Raw genomic sequence first — 19,861 nt, 5'->3', positions numbered from 1 at the left:
GTTTCGGAAAGGAGACACGATGAATACTAAAAAACAAAATCCTCAGCTCGCCATGTGGCTATCCCTTGTTTTGGGACTGGGACAATTGTATAACAAACAAAAATCTAAAGGTCTCATGCTTCTTGGGGTATTCATCCTTGAAGTGATTGAGATTGTAACGTTTGGGATTCCAGCTATCGATGGCTTGATTACCCTTGGTTCAACCCCCGTTCAAGACCACTCTCTTTTCCTTTTGATTAAAGGTTCAATGCAGCTCGTTATCTTTGCAGTCATGATTATGATTCATATCATCTGCATGATAGACGCTAAGAAAGCAGCTCAGCTCATCAACCAAGGGTTTAAGGTACCAATGACAGCTAAGGAAACTTTCCAAGGCCTCTACGAAAATGGTTGCCCTTACCTTTTGACAATTCCAGCTTACTTGGCGATGGCGTTTACTATTATCTTTCCGGTAATAGTAACGCTCTTTATCGCCTTTACTAACTATGACTTTAGACATATCCCACCTCAACGTTTGCTTGACTGGGTTGGTTTTAAAAACTTCTTGAACATCGTTCAACTCAGCACTTTCCGTAGTGCTTTTACGGCTGTTTTGACTTGGACGTTTATTTGGACCTTAGCAGCCTCCACCTTGCAAATCGTTATTGGTGTGGCAACAGCTATTATTGCCAACCAAAAATTCATCAAGTTCAAACGTGTATTTGGCGTAATCTTCCTACTTCCTTGGGCAGTTCCAGCCTTCATTTCCATCATGAGTTTTGGTAACTTCTTCAACGACTCAATCGGTGCTATGAACGTGCAAGTTCTTCCATTTATTGAAAAATTCTTGCCATTCGTGGACTTTGGAATCGTGCCATGGAAGCTGGAAAATTACTCTTCCAATGATTATGGCCGTAGCTGCACCAACCTTTATTTCACAATACACATTTAACTTTAACAACTTCTCTATCATCTACCTCTTCAACAATGGTGGACCTGGTAGTATCGGTGGTGGAGCTGGTTCAACGGATATCCTGATTTCATGGATTTACAAATTGACCACTCAAACATCTCCTCAGTTCTCAACGGCATCAGCCGTGACCTTGATTATCTCACTCATCGTCATCACTGTTTCATTGATTACCTTTAAGAAATTCAACGCATTTAACATGGAGGACAGATAAATGGCTAGTAAAACTCGAACAAGTTCTCTAAAAAGAAAACGATTTTTAACTCAATTTTTCACCTATGCTTATCTGATCCTCATTGCAATCATTATCCTCTTCCCAATTTTGGTGACGGTTAGCTCTGCCTTTCGTCCAGGAAACACTACTGCCTTTACTTTTAAATTGGACGGTGTGTGGACACTAAATAACTTCGATCGTCTCTTTAATGATACTCTGTACGGTCACTGGTATATGAATACCTTGATTGTTGCCTTCTGGACTATGTTAATTCAGGTAACAGTTATCACGCTCACAGGTTACGCTTATAGCCGTTACAACTTTGTCGGCAAGAAGAAAAGTTTGCTCTTCTTCCTCGTTGTTCAAATGGTGCCAACTATGGCAGCCTTGACTGCCTACTTCGTTATGGCTTGGCTCTTCAATGCCCTTAACCAATATTGGTTCTTGATTCTTATCTATGTGGGCGGTGGTATTCCAATGAATGCTTGGCTCATGAAAGGTTACTTTGATACTGTACCTTACGACTTAGACGAATCTGCTAAATTGGACAGAGCGGGTCACTTGCGCATCTTGTGGCAAATCGTATTGCCCCTCGTCAAACCAATGATTGCTGTGCAAGCTCTCTGGGCTTTCATGGGACCATTTGGTGACTTCATGTTGGCTAAATTCCTCCTACGCTCAACAGAACATTACACAGTAGCTGTGGGACTCCAAACATTCATTTCTGACGCTAAAAACCAAAAGGTTACTCTCTTCGCAGCAGGGGCTATCCTCATTGCTATCCCGATCTCTACCCTCTTCTTCTTCTTACAAAAGAACTTCGTATCTGGCCTCACAAACGGTGGTACGAAAGGCTGATACAGTCTGGGAGACTGTATCAGGCGGGAAATAGGAGCCGACTTTTGTCGGAGTCCTAAGTTGGAGATGGGAGCTTGTATAGCAAGGGTTCTGTAAGTCAGAAACCTTTAATATCAAAATTCTATATGAAGTGCTTTGAGTTGGAAATAGAAGCAGGTTATAAGCAAGATTTCTAAACCATATAATCTAGGGAGAAATTTTAGGAGGAAAATGATGCTTCAAAAATATTGAAGCCTTCCCCCCAAAAAAACTTACTCCCAACACACCTAAGCTTATTTGACAACCCAAAGCAATTATAGTAGTCTAGGTAAGTTACCAAAGACAGGTATGAGTGGTGACAAGATGACTTGTCCCACTTTTATTTTTCATTATTTAGCAGAAAGGACCAAGATATGCTCCCATATCCTATTTCTTATTTTTCGAGTATCGTCACACCTAGACGCATATTTTCAGAGCGGAAGGCTCTTAATTTCTGGCAGCGCATCCTGACCACTCTATTCTTGATTTCAGTTTTGATATTACCTAGTGCTTTTCAGATCGCTCGCTTAGGCACTTATCCGCTTGATACGATCCTCGAAGGGGTCTACAGCCCTCTAACCAATGACGTCATGAACGATTTGAAGACTGCGGTCATTACGGATAATACTCTTACCTATACAGGACCTAACCATGACCAAGTCTATTTTGGAGATGACACACAGGATGTGACAGGATTTTCGTATCAGTTGACAGCACAGCAGGTGATTATCCGAAAGAACATGCAAACGGTGGCGGAAATTTCTTATCAGCATTTGAAAACAAAAGACTTTCAAAATCGCGACTCTTTGACGCAAGCACTCTCACGCGCTTGGTTCCAAGAAAATCGTTTGACAACTAGCCTGCTCTTAATGAGTGTGTCTGGACTGATTTTAGCGGCGAATTTTATCATTCTGTTACTAGACGCAAGTGGCATTCTTTATCTGACTAAAAAATCGAATTTTTTCGATTTTCAAACCTTCAAAGAGTGCGTCAATTTCAGCCTCAATTGCCTCGGTCTACCAACTATTTTAGCTGCTCTAATTGGGCTATTGGGACAGCCCATCCCGAGTGTCATCACTATTCAAAATATGCTCTTTGTTCTCATCATGATTTGGGTTTTCTTCAAGACCAAATTCCGGGATCCTGAGATTCAATAGGAGGTTTTTATGCGAACAACTATCAAAGACGTTGCCAAGAGGGCAGGGGTTTCTCCCTCAACGGTTACACGTGTCATCCAAAACAGCTCCTCCATTAGCCAACAGACTAAGGAAACAGTACGTCAAGCTATGCAGGAACTCAATTACCACCCCAATCTCAATGCTAGAAGTCTAGTCAGCAGCTATACTCAGGTCATCGGCCTCGTTCTCCCCGAAGATTCTGACTTCTTCTATCAAAACCCCTTCTTTCCACAAGCTCTGAGAGGGATTTCTCAAGTGGCTGCTGATAATGGTTATGCCATTCAAATCAGCACAGGAAAGAACGAAAAACAGCGAATGGAAGCTATCTCGCAGATGGTCTATGGCCGACGTGTAGACGGACTAATTTTTCTCTATTCTATGCCTGAAGATCCTTTGGTACAACTGGCTATCCAGCATAACTTCCCCTTCTTGATTTTGGGGAAAGCCTCGTCGCCTTTTGTTTCTCTCGTCGACAACGATAATATCCAAGCCTGCTTTGAAGCGACTAGCTATTTCATCAATAAAGGCTATAAAAATATTGGATTTGTCGCAGGTAATAAGGAATTGGTCGTGTCGCAAGACCGGTATGAGGGATACAAAAATGCACTCAAAGCCCATCATATGGAGCTTGATGAGGCCAAAGTCAAATTCTCTTCTGGTTTCCTTTTGGAAGATAATTCCTATAAAGTCATGAAGAAATTGACCAAGCAACCGCTTGATGCTATCATCACAACCGACACTATCGTCGCAGAAGGTGTGCTTAGCTATCTCAAGGAAACCGGTCTTGATTTACCGATTATCTCTTTTGATTCGGTGATGCCCAAAATTGACATTACCGCCTACGTAGACATCAACGCTACTAAACTGGGACGCGTATCCTTTAATACTTTGCTTCAAATCATCAATGATACCAAAGAAGGGAAGCAAGTCTGCTACCGTCGTGTCATTCCTCATACCATTATCGAATTATAAACTACGAATAGAAAGGAAAGTCTTGGCTCATGGCCTTACGTTCATTTCACGCTTATTTAGACGATTTAGCCACTATCCGATTAGAAATGGAAACGCGTTTTGTCTCCGACCATATGCAGTTCTGTCTGGAATCTGGCTCAGCTACTCATGAATTATTTATCCACAAACAACTGTAAAGCGAGAGTTAACAACTTTTCTGCTAACCTGTCTCCATCCACTTAACTTGGAAACTGACTATACAGTCTACGACCAAGATCGCAATCGTACAGAATTAGTCTATGGAGAGATTGTCCGCTCTGCTATTTTCGATCAACTCTATACTTATAATGGCAATGACGTTGCAAGCGAACGTCCTATGGTTAGTCGCTACATCCAGCAATCCGTTCGTCAATGGGTGTCTCTTTATGGCTTTGATGGATTTCGATTTGACCTCATGGGCATCCTTGGTATCAAGACCATGAGTACTATTTCTGAGCAACTTACAACACTTTATCCAAATGTCTATCTTTACGGAGAAGGCTGGAAAATGGCTACAGGCTTGCCTTTTGAGGACTTAGCCCATCAGTATAATGCAGCCCATATGCCTACTATTTCCTTCTTTAACGATGATTATCGTGATACCATAAAAGGAATCCTTTTGGATCCGAAAAAATTAGTGGAAAAACAAGCTCATGAAAAGATCCAGCAACTGTTAGCTGGTAGTCGTGGCATGCATTTCCTCCATCCTGCTCAATCACTCAATTATATTGAGTGCCATGATAATGCGACTGCCTTTGATTATTTCCATATTGAAAATCCAAATATCACTGTTCATGATCAAAAACGCGCAGCAAGTTTTGGTCTACAGCTGGTCTTGATTTCTCAAGGATTGGCATTTATCCACAGTGGGCAAGAATTTTTCCGTACAAAAAATGAAGTTGATAATAGTTATAACCTGTCTGGTAACATCAATCAAATGGACTGGCAACGCGCCTTGGAATTCAAAGAACATGTAGAGTTTATTCAAGGATTAATTGCCTTTAGAAAGGCACATCCTAGCCTTTCCCAAGCGGATTATAGTACGATTGAACAAAGTTGTAGCTTCTATTGGTTGACAGACTATGTTTTACGTTATACAGTGTCTACTGCTAACGAAAGTACGGATTTTATCATCAATTTTGCTCATAATGATTTTGAGTGTCAAAAAGACCTACAAGCCACTATTCAATTTACTTATCCACCGGTTGTGGATAAGTCTGTGAATAACTTTGTTATTGCAGGTCAAAGTATAGCGATTTTGACGAATAGATAAAGTGAAAAGGCTAGACTAAGAAACAAGGAGCTCGATTGATACCTTTCTTAGGTTCCCTCCGGGCTCGTACTTATAACTCGCCAGTGAACAGTTGTAACCAGCGGCAGTTACTTCTCATAGAATTTTATACCTACTTGTTTTCACAGAGCTAGGCAATTTATTTCACTTAAAAATTTAGTTTAACTAGGCTCTTAGACCCCTTAAAAGAATTAAACTTAAAAAAACGCCCGTGGGCGTTTTTTCATTACTCCATTAATTCCATAATTTTTCTGCCAACGCGTTCGATATCATTTTGCATCCCACGAAGCTCAAAATTATCGAGAACTGGGAAGCCGAAACGTTGAGCATACTGTTTAGCAGTTAAGCAATATTGATTATTGAAATTGCGATTACCCGAGCCAACAATACCTAAACATTTAGAAGCGTTGTCACCATAAGCAATGAATTCCGACAGTGGCATGGTAATAATTTCAACATCTCCATTATCAATACCGTTACCTGCTTCCAGATAAGTCGGCAAAAAACTGACAAAAGGGGCATCTACTTCGTAGAAGGGGAGATTTTGTTTGACCAAATCCTTGACATGAACTTGCTCAATTTCCAGATTCGATTGAAATTGAAGGAAGGTAGTCAGACGCTGTACGAAACTTTGTGTATTGCCACTGAGGCTGATATAAACAAAATATATCTTCTTTTTCATGTCAGATTCTTCCTTTCTTTGTTCTAATCTTTAATAGCCTAGCCTACCTCTTCCTCAATGAAACGTCCAATAATCTGAACATTTTCGGATACAGAGATAAAGGCTTTGGGGTCCACTTTTTTCATATAAAATTTAAAATCATTAAATTCTGACCGAGTAATAACCGTTAGAAGCACCGCTTTTTTCTCGTGATTGTAAGTTCCTTCAGCATCATTGATACACGTAACACCACGATGCAGGCGCTTATGGACCATCTTGATAACCTTTTCTGGATTGCTAGTGATGATCATTGCCTGCATCTTTTTCTGCTTGGTATAAATAGCATCCGTCACACGGCTGGTAATAAAGAGAGCGACCATTGAGTAGAGTGCGGATTGCCAACCAAAGAGAATTCCCGCGATAATCATAATCATGACATTGACGATAAGTGAGATACTACCAACACTTCGTCCTGTTTTTCGTCGAACGGTCAGACTGACAATATCGGTCCCACCACTTGAAATATTATTTTTCAGGGCAAAACCAATCCCCGAACCCATGAAGAGACCGCCAAAAACGGCATTAATCAGAGGGGCCGTTGTTAGTACCACTTCCGGCATGAATTGAATAAAGATCGAGCTCATGGTAACCGTAATAAAAGTAAAAATAGTGAATTTTTTACCAATGGTATGCCAAGCTAAAATCAAGAGAGGAAAGTTAATGGCATAAAAAGCTAAGGAAACAGGAATCCCAAAGTCAAAAAGCTGGTGGCTAACGGTTGATATAATCTGAGAAATCCCTGTCACACCGCTCGAGTAGACATGTCCTGATTGAAAGAAAAAATTTACAGCGATAGACGACAAAAGTCCATACAAAATCGAAGCAGAAATTTTCTCATCGTATTTTTCACGAGAAATACTGCGAATAGTTTGCCAAAGGCCAAATTTCTTGGCCCATCGACGCACAGAGCGCTTTAATTTTTTCCAAAAAGTTGTTTTTTTAATCATATCGCTAGGAAATTCTCTCTATCAGGTGACTGATCAGAATCGGATAGGATCGAAGGCTGAGGACTTCGTCCCAGCCTTATTCCTTTTTATTTATTGATTATCATTTGAAAGTGCTACATGGAGTGCCAACTCGTCCAACTGCTTCTCTGCAACCATGCTTGGAGCCTGTGTCATTGGGTCAGATGCCTTGTTGTTTTTAGGGAAAGCAATGACTTCACGAATATTGTCCTTACCAGCAAGTAGCATCACAAAGCGATCAAGACCAATAGCAAGACCACCATGTGGTGGAAAACCGTAGTCCATAGCTTCCAAAAGGAAACCAAACTGTCCATTGGCTTCTTCAGCCGAGAATTCAAGAGCTTTGAACATGCGCTCTTGCATCTCTTTTTGGTTAATACGAAGGCTTCCACCGCCGAGTTCGTAACCGTTGAGGACGATATCGTAGGCTACAGCACGCACATTTTTGAGTTGACCTTCCAACTCATGAGCAGATTCTTGTGTTGGCAAGGTAAATGGATGATGAGCAGACATGTAGCGTCCCTCTTCTTCAGACCACTCAAACATTGGCCAATCCACAACCCAAAGGAAGTTGAACTTAGAGTTGTCAATCATGTCAAGCTCTTTGGCAATGCGGCTACGCAGAACACCAAGCGTATTATTAGCTACTTCAAGCGTATCTGCTACAAAGAGTACTAGATCATTTTCTTCTAACTGTAAACTTGTTGTCAACTTTTCTTCGACAGCTGTCAAGAATTTAGCAACTGGTCCTGCAATGGCACCGTCTGTGACTTTAATCCAAGCTAGACCTTTGGCACCAAACTGCTTAGCGAATTCTGTTAATTTATCAATGTCTTTACGAGAATACTTATCTGCATTATTTTTGACCACAATAGCTTTGACTGCCTCTGCTTCTGCAAAAACTTTAAAGTCAACACCTTTGACAACTTCTGTCAAGTCCTGCAAAAGCATCTCAAAGCGTGTATCTGGCTTATCAGAACCATAGCTACTCATAGCAACATCATAGGCCATACGAGGGAATGGCAGAGCCACTTCAATTCCCTTCGTATCTTTCATGACTTTAGCAATCATACCCTCAACAATATCTTGGATTTGTTGCTCAGATAAGAATGATGTCTCCAAGTCTACCTGTGTAAATTCAGGCTGACGGTCTCCACGCAAGTCTTCATCACGGAAACATTTGACGATTTGATAATAACGGTCAAAACCAGCGTTCATCAAAAGCTGCTTGGTAATCTGCGGACTTTGAGGAAGTGCATAAAAATGCCCTTGACTGACGCGCCAATAAACTCAAGCTCATCCAGATAATTGCGAATAGAATGTGTCACTTTAGCACGGAGTTTAAAGTTTTCTAACATCTCTGGACGACGAAGATCCAAGTAGCGGTAACGCAAACGGTTATCATCTGATACTTCTACTCCATCCTTGATTTCAAATGGCGTTGTTTTTGCCTCGTTGAGAACTGTTAACTCAGAAACTTTCAGTTCAACTGCACCCGTTGGCAGATTTTTATTTTCTTGCTCACGCGCAGCTACAAGACCTGTCACTTCAATAACAAATTCACTACGTAAGCTTTCTGCAGTTGCCATCACTTCCTTAGATACTTCCTCAGGATTGATGACCAGTTGCATAACCCCTTCACGATCACGCAAATCAATAAAGATTAAGCCCCCAAGGTCACGACGGCGGGCCACCCAACCCTTCAAAGTCACTTCTTCACCAATGTGCTCACTACGCACACGACCAGCATATAGGCTACGTTCTTTCATGTTTTTCCTCTTTTTTCATCAATAGTATACTCTTTTTATTCTACCACAAAAGCCACTATTTTGGGATGATTCTGCGTATTTTCTTTGCCAAAGATGATATAATAGAAAAAAATATTTTTGGAGAAACTATGACCCATATTAATCAATTAAAACTGTCCTTAGCACTAAATCTCATCACTATTTTGATTGCTGTTCCACTAATTTTCATGACCAAACGCTACCTTCTAAGCATCATTGTGATCTTCTGCGCCAGCCGTTTTTGGACCAATTGGCAACAGTACAAAAAAGAAAAGCAGTCTCGCTAGACTGCTTTTTCTCTGATTATTTTTTCAAAATCATATCCATATGGAGGATGCCATCCTCCAAATAGGCTTCTGAGACAGCTTCAAATCCAAGCGAAGCATAAAAATACTTAAGATAAGTCTGAGCCGAAATTTGAATCCTATTTTCCTGCATGTCTTCAAAAATGAAGTCAATGGCCCGTTGCATCATAGGACGAGCTAAACCATTGCTACGATAGCTTTCCTTTACCAGAACACGACCAATAGAAGCTTCAGTAAAGGTCACACCGGGTGGCAATATGCGCAAGTAGGCTACTACTTGTTCACTATCGATGGCAAATAAATGAAGAGAGACCTGATCGCTCCCATCAATATCCTGATGGGCACATTCTTGCTCCACGACGAAGACCTCTGATCGAACAGCTAAAATACCGTAGAGCTCATCTAAGCTCAATTCTTCAAATCGCTTTAGATAAAATTCCATGTCTTACTCCCTAAGGCAAGATATTGCCTGCACTCTTATAGATGTCGTACCATTCTGGACGAGTCAACACCACTTTTTCAGCATCCGCAATCCGAGCAATCCGTTCTGGATTCATGGAGCCGATGACAGTCTGAATCTTAGCCGGATGACGCATGATCCAAGCGACAACAATGGCTTCAGAAGACACACCATATTGTGTCGCCAATCTATCAATGGTCGCATTGAGCGCAGCATAATCCGGATGGCCTGCAAAAATTCCCTGATTAAGGTTAATTAAAAATGGTGACCAAGCTTAGATGGTAATGTTTTTCAGCTGACAGTAATCAATCAAACCTCCATCCCGCATAGTTGCAGCATCGTCTTTCATATTGACATGGATTCCTGCATCAATCAGCGGCGTGTGGGCTGGCGACAACTGCAGTTGATTGATAGCCAATGGCTCATCCAAGTAGGATTGTAAAAGCTCCATTTGGTAACTGTTTTGATTGCTAACGCCGAAATGAAGGACTTTACCGCTTTCTTTCAAGATTCGAAAGGCTTCCGCCACCTCTTCTGCCTCCACCAAGGCATCTGGACGGTGGAGAGCCAAGACATCCAAATAATCTGTCTCTAAACGAGATAAAATCCCATCGACAGATTTTAGAATATGTTCTTTTGAAAAATCAAAATATCCTTTTCGGATACCACATTTTGATTGGAGAACTATGTCTTCGCGCTTAAGTCCCATTTCCTTGGCAGCTGTCGCAAATGGCACCACCATAGATATCTGCATGGTCAAAAAAGGTAATACCGTTTTCAATCGCGGCAGCTAAAACCTTACCAGCTTCTACTACAGATAATGCGTCCATTCGCATACATCCCAAGGCGATACGCGATACTTCCAAACCAGTTTTTCCTAATAATTGCATGATAACCTCCTTTACCGTTCACGCTATAAAACAAGAAGTCTATACCTTTTAATTAAAATCTTAGATTCTTTAGACAATTTCATATATAACAATCGAAATTGAACTGATTGTGTAAACTGTCTAGCATTTACATTTATTTTAGCATATTTTTTAGATGACATGGCTATTTTGCATCTATTCTCTCCTTGCTCAAAATATTCTTGAACCTGATTGTTGTCCCATACCAACTCAAATTCTACCCCTATCTATAGAGTGTGTATCTAAAATTGTATAGTATTAAAAAAATACGAACGAATATATCTTTATAGAAATATTTTTCAATAAAGAAAAAGCCCACTGTCGCAGGCTTTTTGTAAAATATATCTTGAAATTAAAGCATTTTGTTATAGAACTCAACCACAAGTGCTTCGTTGATTTCTGGGTTGATTTCATCACGTTCTGGAAGACGAGTCAATGAACCTTCTAATTTTTCAGCATCGAATGATACGAATGCTGGACGTCCAAGAGTTGCTTCAACAGCTTCAAGGATTGCAGGAACTTTGATTGATTTTTCGCGAACTGAGATCACTTGACCAACTTCAACGCGGTATGATGGGATATCAACACGTTTGCCGTCAACAAGGATATGACCGTGGTTTACGAATTGGCGAGCTTGACGACGAGTAGTTGCAAGACCAAGACGGTAAACAACGTTGTCCAAACGACGCTCAAGAAGAACCATAAAGTTGAAACCGACAGTTCCTTCTTTAATTTTAGTTGCTTGTACGAACAATGTACGGAATTGTTTTTCACCCAAACCGTATGAGAAACGAAGTTTTTGTTTCTCAGCCAATTGCAAACCGTATTCTGATAATTTAGAACGGTTGTTAGGACCGTGTTGACCAGGTACGTAGTTACGACGTGCCAATTCTTTACCTGTGCCTGTAAGTGACAAGCCGAGGCGACGTGATTGTTTCCATGATGGACCAGTATAACGTGACATTTTCATGTCCTCCTATAAAATAAATTTTTTAGGAAATAACGTCTTGAGCAAACCTAATTCGTGCAGATACCCTTCGCCTAAACAGCCAAGGTTACTTATATTTCAAGATATCTGTTGACGAGCTTTATTTTGCTCTGCTGCTATTTCACACAAAGGTTAGTATACCATAGAAAAAAGGCTTTGTAAAGCCTCATTTGCACTTATTTCTATCTATAAGACCAAGCTACCAGTTCATTTCGCGTAGGACTCTTGAGATGAAAACGACATCCACCAGACTTTCCTTACAATCTGCAGAAATTCAATATAGTCAAAGTGTTTTAGAACACTTGAGACAATATTTCTCCATGGTTGAAACAATGGCAAGTGAAAGTGATCTAGTCCAAATAATGAATCAAAATTTTCTCTGTCAAAATATCTGAATAAGTATACGATTCTACAAAGGTATTATTAGGGTCTTGATATTCTACGATAAAGAGGGATTGATAAACTTCTATGATTCGACCTTGTTTATTTTTCTCACGTTTACGACCATTTTCCAGAGTCAATTCTACAACCTGTCCTTCATGGCTCTTAATATCTTCTTTGATTTGCTTCATCTTGGCAACATCTGTAAATGCATCACTCATAGGTATTATCCTTCCTCCATCTTGGAAATGCTTGAAAATTTATTGTACTCTTTTTGGAACATGAGTTCCACGGTACCACGCGCACCGGAACGGTTTTTCTCGATAATGACCTCAACCGTATTATTTGGAATGCCTCCTTCTTCTTGCTCTCCGCGTTCATAGTAATCATCACGGTACAAGAAGGCAACGATATCGGCATCCTGCTCGATAGATCCAGATTCACGGATATCGGACAAAACAGGTCGCTTATCCTGACGTTGCTCTACACCACGAGACAGCTGACTGAGGGCAATGACCGGTACCTTCAATTCCTTGGCCAAAATTTTCAACTGGCGAGAAATTTCAGAAACTTCTTGTTGGCGATTTTCCCGACTAGTTCCTGTAATCAGCTGCAAGTAGTCAATTAATTGATACCAGGCGTGTCGTCAATATAAATGCTGGCACGAGCCAGATTAGACTGGGCAATCATCAATTTTTGCCATTCTTCATCATTAAGCTGACCTGTACGGATGGAGCGAGAATTGATAACTCCTTCTGATGCCAACATCCGATCCACCAAGCTTTCCGCACCCATCTCAAGGGAGAAGATAGCAACAGTTTTGCCCAATTTTGTGCCGATATTTTGGGCAATATTGAGGGCAAAAGCCGTCTTACCAACCGCAGGACGTGCTGCAAGGATAATCAATTCTTCCTCATGAAGCCCCGTCGTCATGGCATCTAAAGCTGGATAACCGGTCGCAATACCTGTGATAGAAGAGGTTTGCTGCGACCGAATCTCCAAATTTTCAAAGTTGAGATTGAGAATGTCATCAATCTTCTTAAAACCTGCACGACTGTAACCCTCACTAACATCAATCAAAGCTTTCTCAGCCTGAGCAATGATATCGTCGGAACCATCCGCACCTTCATAAGCTGAATTGATAGAATCTGTTAACCGATCAATCAGTTTACGCAGATTAGATTTTTCAGCGACAATTTTGGCATAATACTCCGCATTCGCGGAAGTCGGCACAGAAGAGATGATTTCGGCCAAATATCCTAAACCACCGATGTTCTCCAAATCACCATGACTATCTAGATAATTCCGCATGGTGGTTGCATCAATGGCTTCATTGCGATCCGCCAGAGCAATCATAGCACGGAAGATAATTTTGTGCGCATACTTGAAGAAATCATCCGCTTCAATGTACTCTCGAACGAAGACCAATTTACCTTCATCAATGAAGATCGCACCTAGAACCGATTGTTCCGCCAAAATATCTTGCGGTTGCATACGCAATTCATCTACTTCTGCCAAAATCTCACCTCCTTCAACTTTATTTCACTTTACAATAGTTTACAATGTTGTCAACTCACAAAACTCTTAACCTTCTTTAACGATTAGGTTAATCAACCCTGTTACATCTTGGTAAATCTTGACAGGTACGTCAATCAAGCCAATAGCACGAATAGGATGACCCAATTGGATATGACGTTTATCGACTTTGATACCGAATTGTTTTTCCAACTCTTCTGCAATTTTCTTGCTAGTAATGGAGCCAAATGTGCGCCCATCTGGACCAACTTTTTCTATAAACTGGATAAGTGTCCCTTCTTCAGCCAATTTTGCTTTGATGCTTTCAGCTTCTGCAACCATTTCTGCGTGGGCTTTTTGTTTAGATTTTTCTTGACCACGCAATTCTCCAATCGCTTGATTCGTTGCTTCTTTAGCCAGATTTTTCTTAATCAAAAAGTTTTGTGCATAGCCAGTTGGAACTTCTTTGATTTCGCCTTTTTTTCCTTTACCTTTAACATCTGCTAAAAAGATAACTTTCATTCTATCCTTCCTCCATTTCCTGACGGATACTTTCCTTCAGTCTTTCCACAATTGAGTGAATATCTTCGTTATTAATTTGAGCAGCTGCCAGATTAAAGTGGCCGCCTCCGCCCATCTCCTCCATAATACGTTGTACATTGACCGTGCTACGACTCCGCGCTGAAACCGCTACATACTCTGAGGTACGACGTGTTACTACAAAAGAAGCCTCAACACCTGCCATATCTAGCATTGTATCTGCTGCTTTACTTGGAATGACATTATCGTATTCCTGTTCTTCATCCCCAACTGCAATGATAATATGGTCCATAAAGGACTGTCCTCTTAGTACCAATTCATTGACTTGGCGATACTCATCAAAATCCGTTGCTGCAATGTGCTGAATTTCCAAACTATCACTACCACGCGTGCGCAAGTAACTTGCCACATCAAAGGTTCTGCTTGTCACCCGTGCTGTAAAGTTTTTGGTATCCAACATAATACCAGCCATCAATAGACTAGCTTGCAACCGATTGAGTTTATGATGTTTATCGTTCTGAAACTGAATCAATTCAGTAACTAATTCGCTGGCCGAACTAGCTCCACTTTCAATATAGGTTAAAACCGCATTGGTAGGAAAGTCCGCATCTCGACGATGGTGATCCACTACCACTACTTGATCAAATAATTGATACAAGTCTTTTGATAAAGTCAAACCAATCTTAGAATGGTCCACCATAATCAAGAGAGAATTTTCTGTTACACGCTGCATTGCTTCAGCAATAGGAATCAAATTGGAACAATTTTCATCTAGTAATTTTTGAACAGCTCGCTCAATATCAGAAGACATTTCTCGCTCATCATAAACTGTATAAGCATTATTCATGATATTTTGAGCAAAATGCTGCATGCCGACAGCCGATCCCAGAGCATCCATATCCAAGTTCCGATGTCCAACAACAAAGACTGCATCAACTGTTTTTAGTTTATCAGAAACAGCCGTCATCATAGCACGAGTACGGGTACGGGTTCGTTTAACAGACGATGCAGAGCCACCACCAAAGAAAATAGGCTGCTTACTTTCATCCACTTCTTTAACAACTGCTTGGTCGCCACCGCGAACTTCAGCCATATTCAGATTTTGAAGTGCAACTTGCCCAATTTGTAAATGCTTTCCTTCACCGAAGGCAAGACCCATGCTCAAAGTCAATGGCAACTCTAAATTTTTAGCTTCTTCGCGGAATTTATCAATAATGCTAAAACGATCCTCCATCAACTTTTCAAGGACTGCATAATCCGTGAAAAAGTAAAAACGATCCATCGTTCCACGACGGTAATAAACACCGTTATCATGTGCAAAATCAGACACAAACTGAGCCAAGAAGGAATTGACCTGACTAATTTGCGAGTCAGAAAAACGGTCTTCCAGTTCATCATAGTTATCAATGGAAATAATCCCGATAACAGGTCGGCTACCAATCAAATTAGAGGCCGCCTTGTATTCATTTGAGGCATCAAAAAAGTAGAAAATCCCTTGATTGAAGTCCACATGGACAGCATAACGCTTACCACAAAACTCTGCATAAGCACGGTCTTCATCCAAACCAACATCAACAATTTCACGTAGTTTTTTAGGATCAAACTCCCCATTATCTTTAGCGAAAATCAATTCAGCATAGGGATTAAACCATTCTACCTGATTGTCATCTTGATTGATCTTAATCACACCAACTGGCATTTGCTCGAGAAGTAACATGAGACCAGTGTTTGCTTCTTCGTTTAAATATTCAATCTTCTCAATCTCACTAATTTCGTAAGAATTTTTTTGGAATAAAAAGAGCAAAATAAGCAGAACAAAAGAGAGAAAAATAGAGAGATGGGTGATGGGGGAGTCCTTAAAGACACTAATCATTACAGCTAAGAGACCAAATAATATAAGCCCGATCATTACAAAATGAAAGATCGTTAATCGAAATTTTTTCATCATAAACCTCTGACTGCCATTCTACCATAATTGTCCTCAAAAATCCACTTTTCTTCTGCTTATCTACCTCTTGTTTTCAGCAAAAAAGGCGCCATTTTCAGCACCTCTTTCACTACTTATTCTGATTTTTCGAAATAGAACGACTGCGACCCTCTAGATAGACCATAAGAATAGAGACGTCCGCTGGATTAATACCAGAAATACGGCTAGCTTGTCCAATAGTTTCTGGATTGATTTTCTTGAATTTTTGACGCGCTTCTGTCGCGATAGAGTCGATATCATCCCAGTCAATATCTGCGGGGATGCGCTTTTCTTCCATCCGCTTCATCTTGGCAACTTGATCCAAAGCTTTTTCAATATAACCTTCGTACTTAATTTCGGTCTCAAGAAGCTCAATAACTTTGCTATCTAATTCTTCTGCCGCTGGTCCAACAAACTGTGTCACTACCTCATGCGTGATATCTGGACGACGCATGAACTCTTTCGCTATCATGGCATCTGTCAAGGGTTTAAAGCCTAAAGAAATAACCTTATCATTGGTTTCCTTTACAGGTTTCAGTTTGATAGTTGACAACCTTGTCAACTCCGTGTCAAATTGACTTTTCTTGTTTTGGAAGACAGCCCAGCGCTCATCATCCACTAGTCCTACTTGGCGCCCAATCTCTGTCAAACGCATATCGGCATTGTCATGGCGTAAAACGAGACGGTATTCAGCACGAGAAGTCAGAAGACGGTAGGGTTCCAAGGTTCCTTTGGTCACCAAATCATCAATCATGACACCAATATAGGCGTCGCTACGTTTGAGAATCATCTCTGGTTTTCCTTGTACTTTGAGCGCAGCATTGATTCCTGCGACAATCCCTTGACCCGCTGCTTCTTCATAACCAGAGGTTCCGTTGGTTTGACCGGCTGTAAAGAGACCAGAAATGACTTTCGTTTCCAAAGTTGCCCGCAACTGATGAGGAAGGACAATATCATACTCAATAGCATAACCTGTCCGCATCATTTCTGCATTTTCAAGTCCTTTAATCGAGTGCACCAAGTCACGTTGCACATCTTCGGGAAGACTCGTTGACAGGCCTTGAATATAGATTTCTTCTGTATTACGTCCTTCTGGCTCCAAGAAGAGCTGATGGCGTTCCTTATCTGCAAAACGCACAATTTTGTCTTCAATAGAAGGGCAGTACCGTGGGCCAACACCTTTTACAATACCTGAAAACATAGGTGCACGATATAGATTTTGGTTGATAATATCATGGCTTGTTTGGTTGGTATAGGTTAACCAACAAGGAATCTGCTCTTGCAGGTAATCTTCGTCTTTAGATAAGAATGAAAAATGGTTGGGTAGTGTATCTCCTGGCTGAATCTCTGTGACAAAGTAATCAATGGAAGATGACTTAACCCGAGGTGGTGTACCTGTTTTAAAGCGACCAATTTCAAGACCCAACTTTTTGAGATTATCAGCAAGAGTAACAGAAGCCAAACTATTATTAGGACCTGATGAGTATTTAAGATCGCCCAAAATAATCTCGCCACGCAGGGCAGTCCCTGTCGTTACTACAACGGCTTTAGCGCCGTATTTCATACCTGTTGAAGTAACAACGCCAACCACTCTACCATCTTCCACCAAAATATCATCAATCATGGTTTGGCGCAGGGTCAAATTTTCTTGTTGTTCAACGGTACGCCTCATTTCCGCAGCGTATTCAGCCTTATCTGCTTGCGCACGCAGGGCACGGACTGCAGGACCTTTACCGGTATTAAGCATTTTCATCTGGATATAGGTCTTATCAATATTGCGACCCATTTGTCCGCCAAGGGCATCAATTTCACGGACAACAATTCCCTTAGCTGAACCACCAATAGATGGATTACACGACATAAAAGCTAACATATCCAAGTTGATAGTTGCAAGTAATGTTTTACAGCCCATACGAGCAGCTGCCATACTAGCTTCCACGCCTGCATGTCCCGCCCCAATCACAACAACGTCATAGTTTTCTATAAATTCATGTGTCATTCTTTATTCCTCCTTCATGTTAATAATATGTTTCATTTGTCCATTCCAAATTGGTAATTCCTCTTTCAAAAATGCTGGCACTATATCTAGGTTGACAATTTTGTCAACTTCAATCCACTCGCAGGCTCGCTTTTGTCCACACTCAATCATTTCATTTGGCGTCTCACCAATTGGTTCAACAATATAGTGAAATTCAATATTATGGAAAGAAAGCTCACCTTGTGTAAACTTGTTTTCCACAATAAAAGCTAAATCTTTGACTAGACAATCAATATCAAGTTCTTCCTTGACTTCACGAATTGCAGCCTGACTAGACTCCTCATTGACCTCTATAGCGCCACCAATCGTGTAGTATCGTCCTTTTTTATCTTTGGTTAGAAAAATCTTGCTATTTTTGATAATCAAAGCAGTCGCGCGTATTCCAAATATCTGGCGACTCTCTTTTATTCTAAAATCCATTTTTCCTCCCTAGAGCATAAAAACGGTCAAAACTCTAGAAAATTGTACACCAAAAAAGCATACAATTCCCATGAGCTTTGACCATCATGATGATTTGTTAGATTTATTGTAGCAAATTGAGTAATTTTGTCAATCTTAAAGCTGTACCTTTAAATATACTGACACGCAACTCCGTCTTTATAAGCCATATCAATCATGCCTCCACCAAGGCACTCATCACCCTGGTAGAATACTACAGCTTGTCCAGGGGTAATAGCACGTTGTGGTTCCGCAAAAATGACTTCTGCTTTATCACCTTTAACCTTTACAGTGACTTTACTATCAGTTTGACGGTATCGGAATTTCGCTGTGCATTCTAGTGTGAATGTATTAGGCATGTCGCGCGTAAAGTGGATGGTTGAAGCGTCAAGTGAGGTTGACATCAGCGACTCATGGTAGAAACCTTGACCGACATAGAGAATGTTTTTGGATAAGTCTTTTCCGACGACAAACCACGGTTCATTGTCCCCCCCGATTTGTCCACCGATACCGAGTCCGCCACGTTGCCCAATTGTATAGTACATGAGACCAGCATGCTCGCCCATATCACGACCATCAACAGTCATCATGCGACCAGGTTGAGCTGGCAAGTAGTGCCCAAGAAACTCTTTAAAATTCTTTTCACCAATAAAACAGATTCCAGTCGAATCTTTCTTTTTAGCGGTTAAAGAGTGTTTTTTGTAGTTGCTCTTGTGATAATTGGCTAAGAAAGTAGGTCTGATCTTTACCATTATCAACCCCTCGCAGCATATGAACTGTTCCGTCCTCATCACGAGTTACCTGCGCATAGTGACCTGTTGCCACACAATCTGCTCCGAGGGTCATAGCATAATCCAAGAAAGCTTTAAACTTGATTTCCTTGTTACACATCACATCTGGGTTTGGCGTGCGTCCTGCACGATACTCCGCTAGGAAATACTCGAAAACGCGTTCCCAATACTCTTTTTGAAAGTTGACAGAATAATAAGGAATGCCAATCTGATCTGCCACTGCAGCCACATCTTTATAATCCTCGGTCGCTGTACAGAAACCATTCTCATCTGTGTCATCCCAGTTTTTCATGAAAACTCCGATGACATCGTAGCCTTTCTCTTTCAATAGCAGAGCGGTTACAGAGGAGTCAACCCCTCCACTCATGCCGACAACGACACGAGTTTTTGAATTATCAATCATGTGATAAGCCTCCCATCAAATTAAGATACAAGCCCGTGAAAAAACAAAGTGTTCTAGGAGACTCGATGAACCTTGGACTCAAGGAAATCTATCTTCTTCACACTGTTTTTAGGACATGTTCAGTTTTTAACGTACGATTTGAAGGTCGTCGTTCTCA

At 40.9% G+C, this 19,861-nt stretch carries 15 protein-coding genes and 5 pseudogenes; 7 read left to right on the top strand and 13 right to left on the bottom strand.

What is annotated here, in order from left to right:
• Positions 1-19: 19 nt before the first annotated feature.
• From AEX56_RS00350 to AEX56_RS00330, 6 genes and pseudogenes are all read left to right on the top strand, one after another.
• Positions 20-1,163: pseudogene (locus tag AEX56_RS00350) on the top strand (sugar ABC transporter permease).
• Positions 1,164-2,021 (top strand): sugar ABC transporter permease, encoded by an 858-nt coding sequence (locus tag AEX56_RS00345; RefSeq protein ID WP_049617463.1) that lies wholly within the window; start codon positions 1,164-1,166, stop codon positions 2,019-2,021.
• A 512-nt stretch (positions 2,022-2,533) separates the two neighbouring features.
• A complete protein-coding gene (locus tag AEX56_RS00340; RefSeq protein WP_236682929.1) occupies positions 2,534-3,196 on the top strand; it encodes a DUF1189 family protein in 663 nt (220 codons plus the stop codon).
• A 9-nt stretch (positions 3,197-3,205) separates the two neighbouring features.
• Positions 3,206-4,189 carry a LacI family DNA-binding transcriptional regulator gene (locus AEX56_RS00335; RefSeq protein ID WP_049617461.1) on the top strand — a complete coding sequence of 328 codons (984 nt, stop codon included), beginning with the start codon at positions 3,206-3,208 and terminating at the stop codon, positions 4,187-4,189.
• A gap of 29 nt (positions 4,190-4,218) precedes the next feature.
• A complete protein-coding gene (locus AEX56_RS08710) occupies positions 4,219-4,365 on the top strand; it encodes a hypothetical protein (RefSeq protein ID WP_236682928.1) in 147 nt (48 codons plus the stop codon).
• 47 nt (positions 4,366-4,412) lie between these two features.
• Positions 4,413-5,480 (top strand): hypothetical protein, encoded by a 1,068-nt coding sequence (locus tag AEX56_RS00330; protein ID WP_053093884.1) that lies wholly within the window; start codon positions 4,413-4,415, stop codon positions 5,478-5,480.
• A gap of 244 nt (positions 5,481-5,724) precedes the next feature.
• Here the strand turns inward: AEX56_RS00330 and nrdI are convergent, their stop codons facing one another.
• The 3 genes and pseudogenes from nrdI to aspS all read right to left on the bottom strand — a co-directional run bounded on the left by nrdI (position 5,725) and on the right by aspS (position 8,953).
• The gene (gene nrdI, locus AEX56_RS00325; protein ID WP_049617460.1) at positions 5,725-6,180 is read right to left on the bottom strand and encodes a class Ib ribonucleoside-diphosphate reductase assembly flavoprotein NrdI; all 456 of its coding nucleotides are present in this window, start codon (positions 6,178-6,180) and stop codon (positions 5,725-5,727) included.
• A gap of 38 nt (positions 6,181-6,218) precedes the next feature.
• On the bottom strand, positions 6,219-7,166 hold the full coding sequence (locus AEX56_RS00320; RefSeq protein WP_049617459.1) for a YitT family protein: 948 nt from the start codon (positions 7,164-7,166) through the stop codon (positions 6,219-6,221).
• Between the two features lie 90 nt (positions 7,167-7,256).
• A pseudogene (gene aspS / locus AEX56_RS00315) lies at positions 7,257-8,953 on the bottom strand (aspartate--tRNA ligase).
• A 128-nt stretch (positions 8,954-9,081) separates the two neighbouring features.
• On the opposite strand from aspS, the gene AEX56_RS08490 reads away from it, so the two are divergent.
• Entirely contained in the window at positions 9,082-9,258 is a 177-nt protein-coding gene (locus AEX56_RS08490) for a hypothetical protein (protein WP_160315152.1), read from the top strand.
• 16 nt (positions 9,259-9,274) lie between these two features.
• Here AEX56_RS08490 and AEX56_RS00305 read toward each other — a convergent pair whose 3' ends face one another.
• The 10 genes and pseudogenes from AEX56_RS00305 to mnmA form a co-directional block, all read right to left on the bottom strand.
• A complete protein-coding gene (locus AEX56_RS00305; RefSeq protein ID WP_049617457.1) occupies positions 9,275-9,718 on the bottom strand; it encodes a GNAT family N-acetyltransferase in 444 nt (147 codons plus the stop codon).
• 10 nt (positions 9,719-9,728) lie between these two features.
• A pseudogene (locus tag AEX56_RS00300) lies at positions 9,729-10,626 on the bottom strand (aldo/keto reductase).
• Between the two features lie 370 nt (positions 10,627-10,996).
• A complete protein-coding gene (gene rpsD / locus AEX56_RS00290; RefSeq protein WP_049617455.1) occupies positions 10,997-11,608 on the bottom strand; it encodes a 30S ribosomal protein S4 in 612 nt (203 codons plus the stop codon).
• A 374-nt stretch (positions 11,609-11,982) separates the two neighbouring features.
• Positions 11,983-12,234: a Veg family protein gene (locus AEX56_RS00285; protein ID WP_049617454.1), complete on the bottom strand. Its 252-nt coding sequence runs from the start codon at positions 12,232-12,234 to the stop codon at positions 11,983-11,985.
• 5 nt (positions 12,235-12,239) lie between these two features.
• Positions 12,240-13,531 (bottom strand): annotated as a pseudogene (locus AEX56_RS00280) (replicative DNA helicase).
• A 66-nt stretch (positions 13,532-13,597) separates the two neighbouring features.
• Positions 13,598-14,050 carry a 50S ribosomal protein L9 gene (rplI, locus tag AEX56_RS00275; RefSeq protein ID WP_049617453.1) on the bottom strand — a complete coding sequence of 151 codons (453 nt, stop codon included), beginning with the start codon at positions 14,048-14,050 and terminating at the stop codon, positions 13,598-13,600.
• A gap of 1 nt (position 14,051) precedes the next feature.
• Positions 14,052-16,013, bottom strand: a complete 1,962-nt coding sequence (locus AEX56_RS00270; RefSeq protein WP_049617502.1) for a DHH family phosphoesterase — start codon at positions 16,011-16,013, stop codon at positions 14,052-14,054.
• Positions 16,014-16,125: 112 nt separating this feature from the next.
• Entirely contained in the window at positions 16,126-18,033 is a 1,908-nt protein-coding gene (gene mnmG, locus AEX56_RS00265; RefSeq protein WP_049617452.1) for a tRNA uridine-5-carboxymethylaminomethyl(34) synthesis enzyme MnmG, read from the bottom strand.
• A 3-nt stretch (positions 18,034-18,036) separates the two neighbouring features.
• Complete coding sequence (locus AEX56_RS00260) at positions 18,037-18,492, bottom strand: NUDIX hydrolase (RefSeq protein ID WP_049617451.1); 456 nt, start codon at positions 18,490-18,492, stop codon at positions 18,037-18,039.
• A 149-nt stretch (positions 18,493-18,641) separates the two neighbouring features.
• A pseudogene (gene mnmA, locus AEX56_RS00255) lies at positions 18,642-19,704 on the bottom strand (tRNA 2-thiouridine(34) synthase MnmA).
• Positions 19,705-19,861: the final 157 nt, after the last annotated feature.

The organism is Streptococcus sp. X13SY08, from assembly GCF_001182825.2.
GTDB lineage: Bacteria > Bacillota > Bacilli > Lactobacillales > Streptococcaceae > Streptococcus.
Note: the sequence above shows the minus strand (reverse complement) of the source record. Positions and strands in the feature narration are given on the sequence as shown.